Here is an 18,247-nt window from a genome sequence, read left to right as displayed (position 1 = left end):
GCAACTTACCGAAAAGCCGAATGATCGCCTGTGAGGACACAGGCGACGGGGGGATAAATTTCATCATTTCTTTAACGTTTGTTCAAACAACTTAAAAATCCGTTTGTACTCATCCGCCCAGCTGCTGGGTTGTTCAAAGCCGTGATCTTCTACCGGGTATGATGCCAGTTCCCAGTTCTCTTTATGCAGCTCAATCAGTTTTTGCGATAAACGGACAATGTCCTGGTAGTTTACATTTTGATCTATCATACCATGCAGCATCAGTAAATTACCTTTTAAACCATTTGCAAAATATATAGGTGAACTTTTGCGGTAGGCTATTTCATCGGTAAAAGGCTCGTTCAAAATATTGGCGGTGTATTCGTGGTTGTAATGCGCCCAATCGGTAACCGAGCGGATGGCTCCGCCGGCTGCGAAAACATCGGGCTCGGTAAACATCCCCATCAGCGTAATAAAGCCACCGTATGATCCTCCGTACAACCCCACATGTTTTGGGTTTACGCCATATTTTTCAACTAAATATTTTACACCGTCCACCTGGTCTGTTAAATCTTTACCACCCATATGGCGATAGATGCCAGTACGCCAGTCGCGGCCATAACCTGCGCTGGCGGTATAATCAATATCAATCACGGTATATCCATTATCGGCCAGCATATTGTTGAACATAAATTCGCGGAAATAATAACTCCAGGAATAGGTTACATTTTGCAGGTAACCTGCTCCATGCACAAACACTACCGCAGGCTTGGCCGGGTCGGCTTTTTTAGGCAGGTAAAGCCGAGCATACACATCGCTGCCATAACGGTTTTTAAAGGTAATGATCTCCGGGTCGCGCCATGGGTATGACCTATACTCGGCACTTACCGAATTAGTTACCTGAAGCGCTTTTGCACCTGGCTTATTGGCCTGCACATACAAATCCCAGGGTTTGTTGGAGTAGGAATAACGGATAGCAAGCCATTTTTCATCGGGTGATAGCGTTACCTCGTTACCACCTTTCATACCGGTTATTTTAGTTGGGGTTCCCCCATCAACAGGGATGCTGTAAAAGTTTGTCGCACCGGGATGGTCAATATTTGCTGTAAAATAGAATTTCTTTTTATCGGCAGATAGCTGTAGGGTTTGAACTTCCCATTTGCCGCTGGTGAGTTGCTTTTTTGCTGCCGTATTTACATCGATAGTATACACGTGCGAGTAGCCGCTGGCTTCGCTTTGGAAATAAAAATGGTTATCGTCAATAAACCCTACGTTTCCGGCGGCTGAGTTTTCAATGCCGGAGCCGCCAATCCAGGCTTCATCGCGCTGACGGTCAAGCAGGGTGAGTTTGCCTGTGGCGGAGGTAAGGCGCATAATCCAACGGTCTTTGTTATCCTGGGCGGCGATAACCACAACCGCGTTCGCGCTGTTATCGCTCCAAAACACCCCTTCTATAGTCACTTGTCTGTCGGCATTTTGCTTTTTAAGCTCCTCAAGCTCTTTAGGGTAATCCTTCACATAATCGGGCAGATCTTTTATACCTGGAATATCATTGGTATTAATGCGGTAAACCGTATCCCGTTGCCTGTCGAAAATATAGGTTTCGGAAGTTGATGACGGCCTCCCTACTTTTGATCGGTTTGGAATATCTTCCGTAAACCCCGATTCGGTTACATAATTAGGCACTATGGCGTTTTTAACATCCTCCGCGGGTTTCGTCAATCTATAGGTTACAAATCGTTCATCCGGACTGGTTTTAACCCGGCTAACTCTCTTATCGCCAAAAGCCAACTCCTTTAATTGCTTTGGCGCCAAGCTGGCATTTTCTACAGAATCCTGCTTTTCCTCCCTGGCCTGCACTTTAATAATATCAAAAAGCTCAACCTGCTGCTTTTTTAACCAACGCTCCTGCTCATTAAGATCATCTTTGCTTTTTTTAGTTTTTGCTTTCACAAAGTTGGTTAGCTGCTCAAGCCCGGTGCCGTTAAGTTTTAAGGCAAACAGGTTATTGTTTTGCGAAAATATAATCCGGCTTTCATCGCCATTAAAAACAGGAGAACTTTCGCGTAGTTCGGTATGGGTTAGCTGTGCTATTTTGCCCTGTTTTATATCTTCTAAGTACAGGTCGCCATTTTTTTCAAAAACCTTTTGAGTGTGCTTTTTATTCCAGCTGCCATTGTCGGGCAAGGTGCGCTTTTCGGCTGTGCTTACTTTTTCGGGTTTGGTATTAAGCGGGGTAGCTGAAAATAATTCATCCGTACCTGTTTTATCCGGATTCCAGCTAAAAAGGATTTTTTTACTGTCATCGCTCCAGCGGATGTTTGAGGGTGATACCCCGATCCACTTGGGATCGCGCATGATCTTTTCTATAGTTAGCGTATCCAGTTTTTGGGCAAATGCACCTGTTGTATTCGCTATTAATAATAAGGTAAATATTTTTTTCATCTTCAGTCACTATACCGCGTAATATTTACGCGAATGCAATTTAGCAGTTTAGGTTAAGTTTGCTAATTTTAACTATCTTATTGTTACAAAATGATACTACAAGGAAAGGGTTTTACTTTACGCGATTGGCAAAAAGAAGATGCGGAATCACTACAAAAACATGCCAACAATACCCATATCACCGATTTTTTGTTCGATCGCTTTCCATCGCCCTACACCCTGCAGGATGCTATCGACTTTATTGATATGAAGATGGCAGAAACGCCACAAACAAATTTCCCCATCGTTATCAATGGTGAGGTAGCCGGCGTTATCGGCCTCGACTTTAGGGTAGATATTTACATAAAAGCGCCTTTATTAGGTTACTGGCTTAGCGAAGAATATTGGGGCAATGGTATTATGCCGGGGGCGGTAAAACTGATAGTTGATTACGGATTTAACAATCTGGATATTACGCGGATACAGGCAGGGGTGCTTGGCAATAACCCAAAATCAATGCGGGTACTGGAAAAAGCCTGATTTGTTAAAGAAGGAGTTTTGACCAATGCCATTTTTAAGAAAGGTGTTATTTTGGACGAGCATGTGTATGGGATAGTAAAAAGAGGGTTAAATTGATAAAAGGGCTTTACTGATTCGTCCCTGTACAAAACCTAATTTACCAGTCTTCCAGCCATATCCACCGTTCGTGCAAAGGGGTTCAAGAATTTGTTTACCAGTACAGCAAATTCCCGGCGGGTTACCGGGCGGTTCATGTCAAAATCCGAGTTGAATTTATATTGGATTTTCCAGGTTTTTGTCATGCTGATCTGCAATGTTTTGGGATCAGTGAGGGTTATCTCGCTAATGAGCGAAAGCAGGTTGCCAACGGTGAATTTTTCGGCTGGTTTTTCCCTGTTGAACCATAAAAAAGTACGGGAGTAGATATCATTTAAAACGGGTTCAATTTCGGCAGTATGAACGGCAGAATCAGGCATGAAAAGCACCTGCAAGGTATTGCCGGTTCCTTTTTGTATTCCTTTTAACAAACCAGTTGCCCCAATCTGTTGGATAGATCTGAAATAGGGATCGTTTTGTTTGATATCGGCAAAGGGTACCAGGTATCCTTTAAAATCAAGTAATTCTCCCTGTACCGCGCGTACATTTAAGTTTTTAGTTGTTGTTTTAAAGAAAGCGCAAAAGGCTGCTGCTGTACCCGCGCCCTGGCCAAGTGTAAGGTAATTGGGCAGGTATTGTATATCATCTTCGGGTATAAGCTTAGCGGTTATTAGTAAATTGTCAACACCTTTTGCAACTATGGCGCTAAGCGGGATGCAGTAAGCCGGCGATTGCGGATAATTCTTTTTGGGAAGAATGGAATCGCCCCGCTCTCCCGCGAAGCCGTTTCCCGTTGCTATACTGGTGCGGTAAACTGTTGACCCATCATTGCCTGAAAAAAAATCAAAAGCTTTAAAGTCTGGATTCAATTTCTGGGTAGCAATGCCATCTTTAGTGGCATCAATAATTATTTTGGCTTTTATCAACTGCGATTTTCCATCCTGGCTGATAGTTGCCTGCCAGCCATCTCCATCTTTTTTGATGTTTGTAACCGGGGCATTTAGCTTTACGGTGAGGTTTTTTACGGTGTCTGTTATTTTTTTAAGAATAGCGGCACCGGTAAACTGCTCAAAGCGAAGGGGGGCATTATAGGTGGTATCATATCCGGGTGTGGTTTTGTAAAACGCTATAACTCTTTTACGAAATTCGCCCCATATACCGGATGGCATATCCTTGCCGGGGGCAATGGTTAGCATACTTGCCGAAGTTAATGAAGGGCACAATTGAGGGCCTTGTTCAATAAGCAATGTTTTTATTTTGCTTCGTGCACCCTGGATGGCTGCCGCTGTACCACTTGGTCCGCCCCCTATTACCAAAATATCGGTTTTAATGGTTTGCGCGTATGTAAATGAACATTTTAATAGTAATAGTACTAAAAGAAGCTTTTTTATCATCGGTATAAATAACACGTACAAAACGCAATTTAGACTAAAAGCTTGTGGTACTATAAAATTATAACTAATTTAATTTTTTTTAAGCCCATGATAGACGAACAGATGAAATACCCGATAGGGAAATTCGCTCCTCCGGCATCATACACCGATGATAACATCCGGGAATGGATTGATGACCTGCGCACATTACCAGGCAAATTGCGCCATGCTATAGCTGGCCTAAATTACCAGGAATTGGATACCCCATACCGCAGCGGTGGCTGGACATTGAGACAAGTGATCCATCACCTGGCCGATAGCCACATGAACTCTATTACCCGTTTTAAACTGGCCCTTACGGAAAACAACCCGGTTATAAAGCCCTACGAAGAGGCAGACTGGGCCTTGTTGCCGGATTATCGCCTGCCCGTGGAGTCGTCATTAAAAATGCTTGAAGGGATACATATTCATATGGTTGCATTGTTTGAAAGCTTTACCGAAAATGAATGGGAACGCTCCTTTGTACACCCGGCCTCGGGCGATACCGTTTCGCTTAAAAAGGGATTGGCGCTATACGCATGGCACAGTAACCATCATTTGGCACATGTTACCGAAACGGTGAAAAGATTTGTTAAAGCTTAAAGGAAAAAACGCCTTTAAGCTTTAAGTTTATGCAGATGGAAAGCTGAGGTAAAATGAGGTGCCAATATTCATCGTAGTTTCGAACCAAACCTTGCCATTGGCATTTTCAATAGAGTTTTTTACGAAGGCCAGCCCCAAGCCCGTGCCCGAACTTTTAGTGGTAAAGTTGGGCTCGAATATTTTTTCGCGCATGTTTTCGGGGATGCCATTACCATTATCCTTTATGGTAAGCAATACATTTTTGCTGGTTACCAGGTAATTAATATCAATCAACCCTTTTCTATCCGGTGGCGTGGCCTCAATGGCATTTTTTAACAGGTTATTAAAACACCGCAGCAGTTGATCACGATCGGCATTAATGATAAAAGGGGTTTCGGGAGGTTGAAATGAAATGTGGATATTATCCATTTGTTTAAAAATGGTAACGGCCTGGTTTAGCATATCAAAAATATTGGTAGGCTCAATGCGGGTATCGGGCATTTTAGCAAACGCCGAAAACTCAGATGCTATTGACGACAGGCTTTCTATCTGCTCAACAAATGATTTGCTAAAGCGCTCAAATTTTTGATCAAATTTAGGGTCTTTATCCCTCCATGATTTATCCAGCAGTTGCAAGCCCAGTTTTAGCGGCGTTAACGGGTTTTTAATTTCATGCGCCACCTGTTTGGCCATTTCGCGCCAGGCACTTTCCCGTTCAGATTGGGCCAGCCTGTTGGCGCTGTTTTCCAATGCCGATATCATTTTGTTATACTCTTTAACCAGGGCCCCTATCTCGTCATTCCGCTGCCATTTTATAGGCTCATTTTTTTTGCCGTAAATGGTTTTGCTCAGTGTGTCCTGTATAAAGCTTAAAGGCGCGGTTATTTGCCTGGCAATTATAATGGCAAACAAACCAATAGCGATAAAAACCAAAGCATATACATTGATCATTACATTAAGTAACGAACTGATCCTCTCTTTGTAGTCGGCCTCGTTAGAGAAATAAGGCAATTGCACATAGGCAATGGTTTTATTGCCAGAGGTCATTACAGGAGCGTACGCCGCCTTATAGCTTAGCTCGCCTATCCGTTCCTCATTCACAAATTCGGTTTTTTGCAATTTGCTTAAAAAGATATAAGCCCTTGAATTCATTTTTTTTGCTACCAGGCCATATTCATAAATTTTGGGCTGTGTGGTTACCAGCGGTACACCATTGGTATCAAATAAAATAAGATCGGTTGAGTAGGTTTTGGCCAGATCATTGAAATCTACCTGGCTTTTTTCATTTACATTATAAATATATTTATTTAGCGCGCCTGTTTGAAATGCCTCCGTAATGCGGGTTATTTTATCGCGTATCTGCCTGTCCTGTTGATTGTGGTATTGGTTACTAATGGATATAAAGGTGATAAAGCCAACTACTATAAGCGTAACAACTACCGAAAATATCATCACAAACTGGATGCGGGTTTTATAGAGCACCTTATCAAAATTCATCCTGAAATTCCAGCGGATCTTATCATCCTTGATGCTCAATATCCTGATTCGTACCCAGGCCCCTCTTGCAATTATGATGAAGGCGCTAAATATCAGCAGCGCCATAAAAAAGAAGGTAATGGAGGTTACTCCATCATATAATGGGTTTACCTCTTTACTCACTACTATTAAATTACGCTTGCTGGGTTTATATACCAGGTGCTCATACTTGGTAAAGGTATTGTACCATTCAGGGTTATTGTTCTTAGTTGTCTTTACAGTATACTTTTTAAGCGTACCGTTAAAATCGGTATTATTAAGGGAGTAAACATAGCTTCCCTTTTGGCTTTGCAGCTTATTGTCAATATAGTAAGCGTATGAATAATCTTTAAGCTCATCTTCACTTCTGAAATTATCATCAATCAATAATTCGGGAAAGGCTCCTAATGACTGCAGCGGCTTTGATTTAAACTCAACTACCAATGTGCCCAATTTCTTGTGGTTATAGCTAATAGGTAGTATAGCAAAGTAACTCTGAAATCCGAACGATTCGGTGATACGGTAAAAATAGGATGATACTTTAAATGAACTATAAACAACCTGGTCCTTAAACACATTCAGCGAAAAATTATCGTCGGATATTGGTTGGTCTATGGCATCATATTCATGTACTTTAAGTCCGTATTTTGATAAGTAGCCATCAAAATAAAGTTTTTGAAACCGAGTTTTAAGGTACTCTATATTATGTACATTCTCTTTAAAGTAGCGTATGATAGCGGTGTCAGTAACAATCCTTCCTTCCACTCGTTTAAAAGAGCTTTCTGCCGAGCGGTCATCCGGCTCTTCCAGTTTACTTATCAATCCCTTACGTACACTTTCTTCTTTAACACGCTCAAAATGATTAAGCTTTATGGCCGAAATAAGCGCGCATACTAAGATAACAACCAAAAACGAACTCGTGGTAAGCTTACTATGCTGATATATAAAACCATAGGCCCTGATAATGACCAAAAGCATCCATAACACGTAAAACAAAGTAAATTCATAATAAAAAGCAAAAACAACGGTAGTAATGATAATGCTTATTACCAGCAGGAATAGTTGATGCGCTCTTGGCACATTTAGTTTAAGGCAAAGAAAAAGCACCACTTCATCAATAAGATAAAAAATGAGGAAACTAAAGCAGAGCATTACAACCCCCAGTACGCTGAATGAGGAAAGGCTGAGTACATTGTTTACATTAAAGCTAATGTCTGAGTTAACAACAATGTCATAAAACAACCTCAATAAAGATGTGGAAACGGCAATGAGCAATAATATACAGCCTGTTACCGTAATATAGCCGGCAATATTGCCATATGCAAAGGTGAACAGCCTGCGCCGTTGCAAATACACAAAAGCAACAAACCAAAATACACATAATATATTGATGCAAAGGTCGCCCAGAGAGGGATATAAAACGCCCGAATGATAGAGCTTAGGATCGAATACCTTAAGCATTCCATTAAAATCGGGCAGGTGATAATGTAAGTTCACATATCGGAACAGCACAATAAACAGCGCCATAAACACTACGGATGACCAGGGGTATCCATTTGCCGCCACGTGACAGCAAATATTGTGTATCAAAACACAAAGTGTCAGGATTGTTAAAATCCAGATGGATAACTCATAATAGATAAAGGCATTATTAACACCGCCGGCCTTTTGCTTTACAGAAAAAAGGTAACTATAATTACTGCTGCGTACCTCATAAACATCTTTATCTGTAAAATTGGCAATCTCAATATTGTTACTGGTAGTAAGATCCCTGGCAAATGTGTTTTGAAGGTACTGGTTGGTAAATGTGTAATTAATTTTTACCGGAATGAAAAAGATGATAGAAAAATCACCGTCTGTTTTTTTAATGGCTTCATAATCGCCGTTAGGTTGTTTTATGAATGAATATCCCTCCTTAATCCCACCTAAGCTATCTGGCAATACTTTAATGCCGCTCCAAAAGCTTAACCGGTTTTTATAAGCAGTTACAAACCAGATGCTTCTTTTAGTGGTAAAATCATTAATGCTATTAAGAGCATCCTGGTCATTATCGGTAAGTGTTTTAAATTTACTAAACCGAGCTTTGTCGTTTAGCTGTGCATTTATATAAGCTTCTTTTTTATGCAGATTATCCTCAAGTGTTTGCGCGGTTTGCAGCAGGTTATTTATTGGCGTGTATGTTTTTTGGACAACAATGGCCGCAAACCATAACCCAATACCTATCAGGGTAAGCAACAAACGTATTTTTCCGGATGTGGTCAAATTACTATCAGATAAAACGATTAAAAAAACAAAAGGCACTATACAGTGCCTTTAAAAAATTATTGTGGTAAAGCGGCGCTGCCGGTAACCACTGCCCTGTCAACTTTTTTTACAAGGCCTTGCAATACATTGCCCGGGCCAACCTCGGTAAAGGAGGTTGCTCCATCTTCCAGCATATGTTTAACCGTTTGTGTCCACCTTACGGCGCCGGTAAGCTGGGCTATTAAATTTTGTTTTATAAGCGCCGGATCAGTATATGGTTTGGCATCTATGTTTTGATAGATAGGGCAAACAGGCGGTTTAATTTCAGTAGCAACAATGGCGGCTTCAAGCTCAACCCTTGCCGATTCCATTAGCGGCGAATGGAATGCACCCCCAACTTTAAGTTTTAAAGCCCTTTTTGCGCCGGCTGCAAGTAATTTTTCGCAAGCCTCGTCAACCCCTGCAATGGTACCGGATATTACCAGTTGACCAGGGCAGTTGTAATTTGCAGTTACTACCACATCGCTTACTTGTTGACAAACTTCTTCAACAATAAAATCATCCAAACCCAAAATCGCGGCCATGGTTGATGGCTGCAGCTCACAGGCTTTTTGCATGGCATTGGCGCGGGCGGCTACTAAGCGCAAACCATCCTCAAATGATAATGCTCCGGCAGCTACCAGGGCAGAAAATTCGCCTAATGAGTGGCCGGCAACCATTTCTGGTTTAAAGTCGTCACCTAAAACGGTTGCTAAAATAACCGAGTGTAGAAATATAGCCGGCTGGGTAACGTTGGTTTGTACCAGGTCTTCGGCTGTTCCATCAAACATTACATCAGTAATGCGGAAACCTAATATCTCATTGGCTTTTTCAAATAGTTCACGGGCTTTTTCTGATTGATCGTAAAGATCTTTACCCATACCTGCAAACTGGGCACCCTGCCCCGGAAAAATATATGCTTTCATATGTTTTATTTCGAAATTCGAATTTTCGATTTCGGATTTGTTTCTATCTTGATTCTTAACTCTTGATTCTTCCCGGGCTTCTTAACCCAGTTTCGCGCTTATCAAATTCAAAAATTCGGTGCGTGTTTTTTCTTTTAAAAACTCACCCGTAAATGCCGATGTGGTAGTTACTGAGTTTTGCTTTTGTACCCCGCGCATACTCATGCACAGGTGCCGGCACTCAATTACAACACCTACGCCAAAAGGATTAAGTGTTTCCTGGATACAGTCACGAATCTCGTTGGTTAGCCGTTCCTGTACCTGCAACCTGCGGGCAAAAACATCAACAATGCGTGGTATTTTACTCAGGCCTACAACATATCCGTTAGGAATGTAGGCAATATGTGCCTTGCCAAAAAAAGGCAGCATATGGTGCTCACACATCGAGTATACCTCAATATCCTTAACAATAACCATCTGGCTGTAGTCCTCCTTAAACATCGCGGAGCTCAGTATTGTTTTCGCATCCAGATCATAACCATGAGTAAGAAACAGCATGGCTTTGGCAATACGCTCAGGGGTTTTTAACAAACCGTCGCGTTCGGGATTTTCTCCAATCTGTTTTAAAACATTAAGGTAGTTGGCTGATAAGCTTTCAATCAGTTGAGGATTGTACCTATCTATTTTAGTATAACCGTCAATATCATCATCACGGTCGGGGATGTGGTTTTCGTCAATCATTTTATAAAGTTATCCGCCAAAGTACTCGGCCGAATTGTTTTCTGTTTCATATAATTTTACCGAGTGTAAAAACACACCCTCATAGGCCTCAATAGGCGCTTTAAGCTGATTGAATATCTCAATGCAAAGCAACTCCGTTGATGCCATTTTACCTGCCATAAACTCTACATCCTTATTGATGTTTTTATGATCAAGCTTTTCAATAACAAACTCGTTAATGATAATCTTTAACTCTTTAAGGTCAATCAGATAGCCAGTTGCATGCGTGACTTCGCCTTTAACCGTTACAAACAAGTTGTAGTTATGACCATGCCAGTTAGGATTGGCACATTTGCCAAATACCTCATTGTTTTTTTCAGCGCTCCATTCCTCACGGTACATCCTGTGAGCGGCATTAAAATGTTCTTTGCGCGTTATATGTATCATCATAATAGTAAGTGGATGCAAATATACAAAACAAAAACAGGCGAGTTGTTTTATATTAGTACCCAAAAAACTTCATAAAACATTTTAAAGCAATATGCTTATATTAGTAGTTGCCGCAACGGCGCCAGAGGTAGCCCCCCTTAGTAAATACTTTGGTAATAAAATAGATTTGCTTGTAACCGGTGCCGGTATGGTGCCCACTGCTTTTGCCCTTGGCCATCATTTTGCACACTCAAAATACGATTTGGTTATAAACCTGGGTATTGCCGGCAGCTTTGACAGGAACATTGAGCCGGGTCATGTGCTTGAAGTTACCGAAGATACTTTTGCAGAAATGGGCGCCGAAGATGATGAGCAATTTATACCCATGAATACATTGGGGTTTGGCGAAATAACCTACAAGCCCACAACCACTCTTAACGAAGTTTACAGCAATTTTTTTTTGAAAAAGGTACGGGCTATCACGGTAAATACAGTTCATGGAAATGAGTTGTCTATTAAAAAAGTGCAGGCCCGCTTAAATCCGCAGCTTGAAAGTATGGAGGGTGCTGCTTTCTTTTACGCCTGCGGGCAGGTTAATGCGCCGTGTATGCAAATCAGGGCTGTGTCAAATTATGTAGAAAAACGCAATCGCGATAGCTGGCAGATAGGTCTTGCCATAAAAAATCTGAATACATTTGCCATCGATCTTATTGATGCCATAATTAATTCATAGATCAGATTTTACATTTAACCTTTTTGTTATACAGCGTGCATTAATTGTACAGCATAGTACGCGAACCCATTAACAACATGAAACTAACCCTCGGTTTTTCGCCCTGCCCTAATGATACTTTTATTTTCGACGCCCTGATTCATCATAAAATTGATACTGAGGGTTTGGAGTTTGATGTTTTTTATGATGATGTAGAAACCCTTAACCAAAAAGCTTTTCGCGGCGAACTGGATGTTACCAAACTAAGCTACCATGCCTTTGCCTACGTGGCCGATAAATATGTGCTGCTTGATTCAGGAAGCGCCTTAGGATTTGGAGTTGGGCCAATGCTGATCTGTAAAGATGATCCTGAAAAATTGCTCACGCAACTCGAAACCGGCAACCCGAACCTCAAAATCGGAATCCCCGGCAAGTACACCACCGCTAATTTTTTATTGGGCAATGCCTTCCCAAATGCAACTAACAAAATAGAGCTTGTTTTTTCGGACATTGAAAATGCTGTTTTAGAGGGAAGAGTAGATATTGGTCTTATTATTCACGAAAACCGCTTTACGTACCAGGATAAGGGTTTAAAAAAAATCATCGATCTGGGCGATCATTGGGAAAAGCAAACGGGCTGCGCTATTCCTTTGGGTGGTATTGTGGCAAATCGCAACTTGCCATTAGATGTTCAGCATAAATTAAACAGGGTGCTGCGCAAATCGGTTGAGTTTGCATTTGCCAATCCAAAATCGGGCCTCGAGTTTATTCGGTCACATGCCCAGGAAATGAGCGAAGAAGTGATGTACAAGCACATCGAACTTTATGTAAACAAATACTCTGTTGAACTGGGCGATGAAGGAAGAAAAGCTATTAAACTGCTTTTTGATACTGCGCTTAAAAACAACTTTATACCCGCAATAAAGGAAACTTTGTTTTTAAGTTAAACTTAGACTGCGTTTCTATTTCCTGCCCGGCAACAGGCTTAGCATAACGCTATAATTTACCTTGATCACTTTTGTTCGATTCGGGTTTTCCATAACATCCACCATGGCGTACCCGGCGAGTCATGGTGCTCATAGTGGTATCCAAAGAAATAACAACTGAAAAAGGCAAAGACATGGTTTTTAGCCTGGCTGCGCGCGAAATATTTATTATTATGCTCGCCTTTGTGTGGCTGGTAGGTGCCAAAGTAAAACAGCTGTAAAGTACTCAATAAAGATGGGGCCACCCAAAATAGTAAGAGGTTAGCCTGCGGGATCCACAATTTTAAAATATTGAATAAAGCAGCCATGATTACAATTTGCCAGATAGACAAGTAGTTGCGGATGAAAGTTACATACCAGCTCCAGAAGCCCCCGTTATGATAGTCGGGATCCTGCGTGGTGTGTACGTTGCTATGGTGTAAATGATGTTTGGTGTAAAGCTGCGGATACCAGAACGATGCATATAGAAAAGTACACAGATAGCCAACAAAGTTATTAATACCCCGATTTGGCAATATAGTGCCATGCATGGCATCATGCGCGGTAATGAATAAGCCGGTGTACAGATGCATTTGCACCAAAATAAACAGGTAAACCAGCGGATTCGCAAAACTGAAATGCCATTGCATTAATAAGGTAATGGATGTTACCCAGCAACCAATTACGATGATTGCTACCAATAAACCAATATTTGAAGGACTTTTTTGCATGTGATTTAAACAACAGCAAAAAGCGTGCTGTTAAAGATTTTCAATGGCATCTTTTACCTTTTGCATCAGCCACATAGGGGTTGATGTAGCGCCGGCTATACCAACGGTATCATTTTGCGAGAACATGGAAGAATCAAGTTCATCGGCCGATGAGATAAAATAGGTATTGGGGTTATGCTTGCGGCAAACTTCATATAAAACTTTCCCGTTTGATGATTTTTTGCCCGAAACAAATATGATCTTATCAAATCTGGTTGCAAACTTTGGCAAATCCTTATCCCGGTTTGATACCTGGCGGCAGATGGTGTCATTTGCCTTTAAATCATATCCCCTCGAAATCAACTCATCCTTTACGCTGTAAAACTTTTCCATGCTCTTGGTAGTTTGGCTGTAAAGCGTAATGTTGTGGGGCAGTTCCACGTTATCCAGCTCGGCAATATCCTGGAAAACCAGGGCTTCGTTGTTGGTTTGCCCTTCAAGGCCAATTACTTCCGCGTGGCCATGTTTACCAAATATCAGGATCTTCTCATTGGAATCGTAAGATGTTTTTATGCGGTTTTGCAGCTTTAACACTACAGGGCAAGAAGCATCAATGAGGGTAATGTTATTATCTAAAGCGGTACGGTAAGTATCCGGAGCCTCGCCATGTGCACGAATAAGTACCTTTTCGTTATGCAGATCTTTAAGCTGGTCATGGTCAATTATTCTTAAACCCTGAGCCTTTAGGCGATCTACTTCCTCATCGTTATGCACAATATCGCCCAGGCAATACAGGTAACCGTCTTCGGCCAGTATTTCCTCGGCCATGTCAATGGCGTAAACCACCCCAAAGCAAAAGCCCGAGTCCTGATCGATAGTAACCTGTAAATTGTACGTTCCCATGGTGTTGCAAATATAACTGTTGATTATTTGATTTTGTTGCATTTGCTAATTATTTGACACGATCTCAAGGATGTTGCCGTTTTACACGTCACCTGGGAAGAGTATATTCCTTGTCTTTAGTTCATTAACTCCAGCACTATAAAAAATACAAACTGCATGATAAGCAATGCCGCTGCAACTTTATTTTGGGGTTTAAATTGAAATTTTTCGAACACGAAAAGCATTGCAGCACTTAATATAAACCAGCAGAAATAATTTTTAAGTGGAATGCTATTTCCCATCCAATGCCAATAATCAAAATGAACGGCTACAGGCTCTATGAGCACATCAAGAAAAGTAAGGACAAGGGCCCCCACTATAACCCGGATAAAAATGTTCTTAATACGGCTTCTTTGTATCAGTACTCCTGTTGAAAAAATAAGCAAGAACCAATTTACCCCGATCATCAGGGGTACATTAAACAGTTTAATGCCGAGTGTTTCGCCATAGCTATAGTTGCCAAACAGCAAACCAGTATGTACGCCGATGAGTTCGGCCGAAAAGCCTATCGTGAAAACAAGGAGGCCAAACAATAAAAATTTTGTGCTTAGCTGATTATAACTGTAAACAATTACACCCGCCATCAGCAACAAATGCCAGGGTACTAATTTTATAAACAGCACTGTTAAGGATGGAATGACAAAACCAATCAATCCCACTATATGAAACAGTACAATTATAATAATAGCGATGCGTTCGGTTTTTGCGCTGCCTGTAGATAAATGACTGTTCAAATTCTGCGTCCCTTCCAAACGTTTGTTTTGGTTAAATGCTTTTGGATAGATAATATGGCAATAAGCAGCATGTTGATCATTTGTAAGGGATGCAGCACCACATTATATAGCGCGTTTTGTCCGGATGCTAATGAAATCATAATACGGGTTAAGATAATGAGGCCCCACATGAATAGGATCAGCGGTAAATTTAAGGTCATGATAAGTATCACCGGAAAAATGATAACCAGTGTTAAATAAATTAAAAAGCCGATAACGCTGTAATTAAAAGCTGCTAAAAAATTCTTGCTGAAACCGTTAATAGCCTCAGTGTAATTTTTATACATACGGCAGCTTATCATTCCATTGGCCAGCAGGGCCTCGCCGTTGTAGGCCCTGGCCTTTATAAGCCGCATGATCTCTACATCTTCCACTACTTTGTCTTTAACCGCTTTATGCCATTGCTCGTGATGGTAAATCATGGCATCAAATAACATGAATTGCCCGCTGGCCGCCGCTATGGATGGATTTTTCACCAGTGAAATCAATCTTACAGGCAGCAGGTTTAGCAATATAAAATGCATCAGGGGGACTACCAGTTTTTCGCCCATGGTTACCATTTCCTGGTTGGTGAAAAGGCTAAGTAAGCCCAACTTGTTCAAATGCATGCGGCATACGGCACTGTTAATAAGGCCGGGTTTTACTTGCTCATCAGCATCCAAAAAAAGCAAATATTTACCATCGGCCTGCTGGGCCGCCTGGTAGCACGCGTAGTTTTTACCTATCCAGCCGTTGGGTAGCTCTCCTCCTTTAATTACTTTAAACTCCGGATGTTTTTTGACGAAGGCGGAGCAAACCTCAAAAGTGCCATCGGTTGATCCATCATCGAGAATGATAACCTCATAATTTTGATAATCTTGCTGATGGATAGAGTTGAGTAGGATTAAAATATTATCTGCCTCATTACGAACCGGTATCAGGATGGATACTTTATCGCTGTATTGCTTGCCTACGCGCCGCAATTTAGGATCGGATATAAAGTTGAACAGCGTTACCGTAAAACGCAGGATGATAAAGAAAAGGGTGATTAATATAATTACGGTCACTTTATATGTCAAATTCGGTTTGAAGCAGTTTTGAGCTGCTGTAATATTGCTGGTAAGCCGCTTTCAGCTCGGTTACGTTAGTATACTTTTGCGAATCGCTTTTTAAGTAAACGGTTGCAGTGGGCTTTTTATGCTTAAAGTACTGAATAAATGTTGAAGCAAACAAAAGTTGGAAATTTGTCTGTGCTTTTTGCATTATTCTGAATACCCCTTTATCAAACCGTACGTCATCTACATAATTTGAAAACAGTTTACCCTGCGGAAAGATGAGTACCAGGTTTTGCGGGTCATCCAATAATTTTGCGGCATAATTAAGCGACTCAATAACATCCCTGGATTTTTTGGTAATAGAAAAAGCCCCCGCAAATTTTAGGTAGTGCAGCATATGTACGGTTTCTTTTTCTACCATCACATGATATTTCTTTTTCAGTATTTTGTCATTCACACAATATAGGATCAATCCATCCCAAAAACTAAAATGGTTTGCTATAAGCAATATGGACTTGTCTTTATCTACTTCAATGGCATCGCAAAGCACCTCATGAAACTGCCGGCTCACTATTCGTTTTACATAAAAATGTATCAGCCGGTTAATAAAAAAGTTCTTTTTATTGTAGATCATGAAAGGGTAAGTTACTCAATGTAATAACAACATTTATTAATGTTTCATAACTTTTTGATTTTTCAACGCCTGCCGGTGAAAATCATTAATGCGTTGTTTAAGTTCCTCAAAGGTGATCTCGCCGGCTAAGCCGCAATCAAACTGGTGTATGTAAGCGCGGGGTTTCAGGCTTTCAAAATAATCAATCAGTATGCAATGGTATACCACCTGGCAGGGGCCTTTAATTTGCTCTATCAGTTTACAAACCCCTTTTTCTACATGGATATGGGTTTCATGATTGCTGTACAGTTCGCCCTGCGGAAATATTACAATCATGTTCCTGGCATCATCAAGTAAGCGGGCCGAATAAGTGAGCGACTCCAACAACTCGCGCGAGCCCTTTTTTATAGAGTAAGCGCCAATATAACGCAGGTAGCTGCGCTGTAAAAACTGGTCCTGCTGCATCATTACATGGTATCGCCGTTTCAGATTGTATACAGCCGTCCAGTTGGCAATAAAACCATCCCACCAGCTAAAGTGATTGCATAACATCAGTACCGAATGACCGGCGCGCGGCTCAAAAGGCATTATTTTCACCTCCTTAAAATTGCGGCTTATCCACCAGCGCACATAACGAATGTACACGGCACTCCAAAATTCCTTTTTGCGCGTTGGGATCATATTTGCGTTTGCAGGCGTTGTTACACGCCCCGGTATTGTTTTGTATTTAACTTACTAAATATTCATCCAGTGCTTTAATCACTAACCAGTGCCCAAGTTTAAGCTCATGCACCTCGGCATCATCCAGCATTCCAATAAATGGCATCGCGGCTGATTTGGGAAACAGGTGGTCATGTTTGCCAAATATGAGCGTACATTTAATTTTATGCTGATTGATGAGCGCGGCTACTTTTTCCACATCAGGTTTAAGCAGGCGAATCAAATTTAATGTATAATAAGTATCCAGGCGTTTTTGTTCGGTATCAATTTCATTATAGGCTATCTGGTACAGGTTATCATCAATAACGCCTATTCTTTTAACTGTTTTTAATATAAACGGGGCCAGCCATTTACTTTTGGTAGCCCTGCCGAAGAGGTATTTTCCCAGCGGATTATGCATTAAAAAATTAAACCCTTTGTATACCGCAAGCCCATCGGGAGCCATTAATATAACATCATCAATCAGGTGGGCGTATTCCTCAACTAATATCAGTGCCAGGTTGGCACCAATGGAGTAGCCCATTATAGAGATACGCTGCTCGCCATAAATGCCGAACCACTGCTGCAGGTAGCTGCGTACCATGCTTTTGGGCATCCCCGCACGAATCTGTTTATCCGTCCAGCCATCCAGGCGGCTCTCGCCATGAAAAAAATGATCAAAACCATAAATGCGGTACTGGGGCAATATAGATTGCTCCAGTACATGAAATTGTTTACCCGTCATGCCATAGCCGTGAAAGGCCAGCATGGGCTTTTGGCCGGTACCGTATTCATGAAAATGCACTTTGCCCAGGCCGGGCAGTTGTAAAAAACCCATTACGGCAATATTAACAATTATGCTTAATATTAAGGAAGCCGGTTAAATAAAATGCAAATGACAATTACGGGAATTTGAATTTGCTATTGCGTTAATT

General features: G+C 41.3%; 17 protein-coding genes. 4 read left to right on the top strand and 13 right to left on the bottom strand.

Annotated features, from left to right (window positions below):
• Nucleotides 1-63 precede the first annotated feature (63 nt).
• Nucleotides 64-2,424 carry a prolyl oligopeptidase family serine peptidase gene (locus AC1DYB_RS07650; protein ID WP_477433736.1) on the bottom strand — a complete coding sequence of 787 codons (2,361 nt, stop codon included), beginning with the start codon at nt 2,422-2,424 and terminating at the stop codon, nt 64-66.
• Nucleotides 2,425-2,514: 90 nt separating this feature from the next.
• Here AC1DYB_RS07650 and AC1DYB_RS07645 point away from each other — a divergent pair, with 90 nt between their 5' ends.
• A complete protein-coding gene (locus AC1DYB_RS07645) occupies nt 2,515-2,943 on the top strand; it encodes a GNAT family N-acetyltransferase (RefSeq protein WP_477433734.1) in 429 nt (142 codons plus the stop codon).
• 131 nt (nt 2,944-3,074) lie between these two features.
• Here AC1DYB_RS07645 and AC1DYB_RS07640 read toward each other — a convergent pair whose 3' ends face one another.
• Nucleotides 3,075-4,412, bottom strand: coding sequence for an FAD-dependent oxidoreductase (locus tag AC1DYB_RS07640; RefSeq protein WP_477433732.1), 1,338 nt, complete (start codon nt 4,410-4,412; stop codon nt 3,075-3,077).
• 87 nt (nt 4,413-4,499) lie between these two features.
• Between AC1DYB_RS07640 and AC1DYB_RS07635 the strand changes: the two genes are divergently transcribed.
• Nucleotides 4,500-5,033: a YfiT family bacillithiol transferase gene (locus AC1DYB_RS07635; RefSeq protein ID WP_477433730.1), complete on the top strand. Its 534-nt coding sequence runs from the start codon at nt 4,500-4,502 to the stop codon at nt 5,031-5,033.
• Between the two features lie 27 nt (nt 5,034-5,060).
• Here AC1DYB_RS07635 and AC1DYB_RS07630 read toward each other — a convergent pair whose 3' ends face one another.
• From AC1DYB_RS07630 to AC1DYB_RS07615, 4 genes are all read right to left on the bottom strand, one after another.
• On the bottom strand, nt 5,061-8,789 hold the full coding sequence (locus AC1DYB_RS07630; RefSeq protein ID WP_477433728.1) for an ATP-binding protein: 3,729 nt from the start codon (nt 8,787-8,789) through the stop codon (nt 5,061-5,063).
• A gap of 59 nt (nt 8,790-8,848) precedes the next feature.
• Nucleotides 8,849-9,736, bottom strand: coding sequence for an ACP S-malonyltransferase (fabD, locus tag AC1DYB_RS07625; protein ID WP_477433726.1), 888 nt, complete (start codon nt 9,734-9,736; stop codon nt 8,849-8,851).
• An 81-nt stretch (nt 9,737-9,817) separates the two neighbouring features.
• Nucleotides 9,818-10,456, bottom strand: coding sequence for a GTP cyclohydrolase I FolE (gene folE / locus AC1DYB_RS07620; RefSeq protein WP_295714852.1), 639 nt, complete (start codon nt 10,454-10,456; stop codon nt 9,818-9,820).
• A gap of 9 nt (nt 10,457-10,465) precedes the next feature.
• The gene (locus AC1DYB_RS07615) at nt 10,466-10,882 is read right to left on the bottom strand and encodes a 6-pyruvoyl trahydropterin synthase family protein (RefSeq protein WP_295714878.1); all 417 of its coding nucleotides are present in this window, start codon (nt 10,880-10,882) and stop codon (nt 10,466-10,468) included.
• A 94-nt stretch (nt 10,883-10,976) separates the two neighbouring features.
• On the opposite strand from AC1DYB_RS07615, the gene mqnB reads away from it, so the two are divergent.
• A complete protein-coding gene (mqnB, locus tag AC1DYB_RS07610) occupies nt 10,977-11,597 on the top strand; it encodes a futalosine hydrolase (RefSeq protein WP_477433723.1) in 621 nt (206 codons plus the stop codon).
• Nucleotides 11,598-11,674: 77 nt separating this feature from the next.
• Nucleotides 11,675-12,523, top strand: a complete 849-nt coding sequence (locus tag AC1DYB_RS07605) for a menaquinone biosynthesis family protein (RefSeq protein ID WP_477433721.1) — start codon at nt 11,675-11,677, stop codon at nt 12,521-12,523.
• Between the two features lie 65 nt (nt 12,524-12,588).
• Here AC1DYB_RS07605 and AC1DYB_RS07600 read toward each other — a convergent pair whose 3' ends face one another.
• The 7 genes from AC1DYB_RS07600 to AC1DYB_RS07570 all read right to left on the bottom strand — a co-directional run bounded on the left by AC1DYB_RS07600 (nt 12,589) and on the right by AC1DYB_RS07570 (nt 18,150).
• Complete coding sequence (locus AC1DYB_RS07600; protein ID WP_477433719.1) at nt 12,589-13,272, bottom strand: fatty acid desaturase; 684 nt, start codon at nt 13,270-13,272, stop codon at nt 12,589-12,591.
• Between the two features lie 30 nt (nt 13,273-13,302).
• Entirely contained in the window at nt 13,303-14,154 is an 852-nt protein-coding gene (locus tag AC1DYB_RS07595; protein ID WP_477433716.1) for a 4-hydroxy-3-methylbut-2-enyl diphosphate reductase, read from the bottom strand.
• Nucleotides 14,155-14,270: 116 nt separating this feature from the next.
• Nucleotides 14,271-14,945: a carotenoid biosynthesis protein gene (locus AC1DYB_RS07590; protein ID WP_477433714.1), complete on the bottom strand. Its 675-nt coding sequence runs from the start codon at nt 14,943-14,945 to the stop codon at nt 14,271-14,273.
• Entirely contained in the window at nt 14,924-16,024 is a 1,101-nt protein-coding gene (locus AC1DYB_RS07585) for a glycosyltransferase family 2 protein (RefSeq protein WP_477433712.1), read from the bottom strand. Before AC1DYB_RS07585 ends, AC1DYB_RS07590 begins: the two co-directional genes overlap by 22 nt.
• Entirely contained in the window at nt 16,014-16,634 is a 621-nt protein-coding gene (locus AC1DYB_RS07580; RefSeq protein ID WP_477433710.1) for a 1-acyl-sn-glycerol-3-phosphate acyltransferase, read from the bottom strand. The genes AC1DYB_RS07585 and AC1DYB_RS07580 overlap by 11 nt, the downstream gene beginning before the upstream one ends.
• Before the next feature lie 36 nt (nt 16,635-16,670).
• Nucleotides 16,671-17,294, bottom strand: coding sequence for a lysophospholipid acyltransferase family protein (locus tag AC1DYB_RS07575; RefSeq protein ID WP_477433708.1), 624 nt, complete (start codon nt 17,292-17,294; stop codon nt 16,671-16,673).
• Nucleotides 17,295-17,340: 46 nt separating this feature from the next.
• On the bottom strand, nt 17,341-18,150 hold the full coding sequence (locus AC1DYB_RS07570) for an alpha/beta fold hydrolase (RefSeq protein WP_295714826.1): 810 nt from the start codon (nt 18,148-18,150) through the stop codon (nt 17,341-17,343).
• Nucleotides 18,151-18,247: the final 97 nt, after the last annotated feature.

The organism is Mucilaginibacter sp. P2_A4 (genome assembly GCF_056405015.1).
Note: the sequence above shows the minus strand (reverse complement) of the source record. Positions and strands in the feature narration are given on the sequence as shown.

Excerpts from the sequence above, each read along its gene's own strand:
- AC1DYB_RS07650 (WP_477433736.1), bottom strand. The coding sequence starts at position 2,424 with ATGAAAAAAATATTTACCTTATTATTAATAGCGAATACAACAGGTGCA.
- AC1DYB_RS07645 (WP_477433734.1), top strand. The coding sequence starts at position 2,515 with ATGATACTACAAGGAAAGGGTTTTACTTTACGCGATTGGCAAAAAGAA.
- AC1DYB_RS07640 (WP_477433732.1), bottom strand. The coding sequence starts at position 4,412 with ATGATAAAAAAGCTTCTTTTAGTACTATTACTATTAAAATGTTCATTT.
- AC1DYB_RS07635 (WP_477433730.1), top strand. The coding sequence starts at position 4,500 with ATGATAGACGAACAGATGAAATACCCGATAGGGAAATTCGCTCCTCCG.
- fabD (WP_477433726.1), bottom strand. The coding sequence starts at position 9,736 with ATGAAAGCATATATTTTTCCGGGGCAGGGTGCCCAGTTTGCAGGTATG.
- folE (WP_295714852.1), bottom strand. The coding sequence starts at position 10,456 with ATGATTGACGAAAACCACATCCCCGACCGTGATGATGATATTGACGGT.
- AC1DYB_RS07615 (WP_295714878.1), bottom strand. The coding sequence starts at position 10,882 with ATGATACATATAACGCGCAAAGAACATTTTAATGCCGCTCACAGGATG.
- mqnB (WP_477433723.1), top strand. The coding sequence starts at position 10,977 with ATGCTTATATTAGTAGTTGCCGCAACGGCGCCAGAGGTAGCCCCCCTT.
- AC1DYB_RS07605 (WP_477433721.1), top strand. The coding sequence starts at position 11,675 with ATGAAACTAACCCTCGGTTTTTCGCCCTGCCCTAATGATACTTTTATT.
- AC1DYB_RS07600 (WP_477433719.1), bottom strand. The coding sequence starts at position 13,272 with ATGCAAAAAAGTCCTTCAAATATTGGTTTATTGGTAGCAATCATCGTA.
- AC1DYB_RS07595 (WP_477433716.1), bottom strand. The coding sequence starts at position 14,154 with ATGGGAACGTACAATTTACAGGTTACTATCGATCAGGACTCGGGCTTT.
- AC1DYB_RS07580 (WP_477433710.1), bottom strand. The coding sequence starts at position 16,634 with ATGATCTACAATAAAAAGAACTTTTTTATTAACCGGCTGATACATTTT.
- AC1DYB_RS07575 (WP_477433708.1), bottom strand. The coding sequence starts at position 17,294 with ATGATCCCAACGCGCAAAAAGGAATTTTGGAGTGCCGTGTACATTCGT.
- AC1DYB_RS07570 (WP_295714826.1), bottom strand. The coding sequence starts at position 18,150 with ATGGGTTTTTTACAACTGCCCGGCCTGGGCAAAGTGCATTTTCATGAA.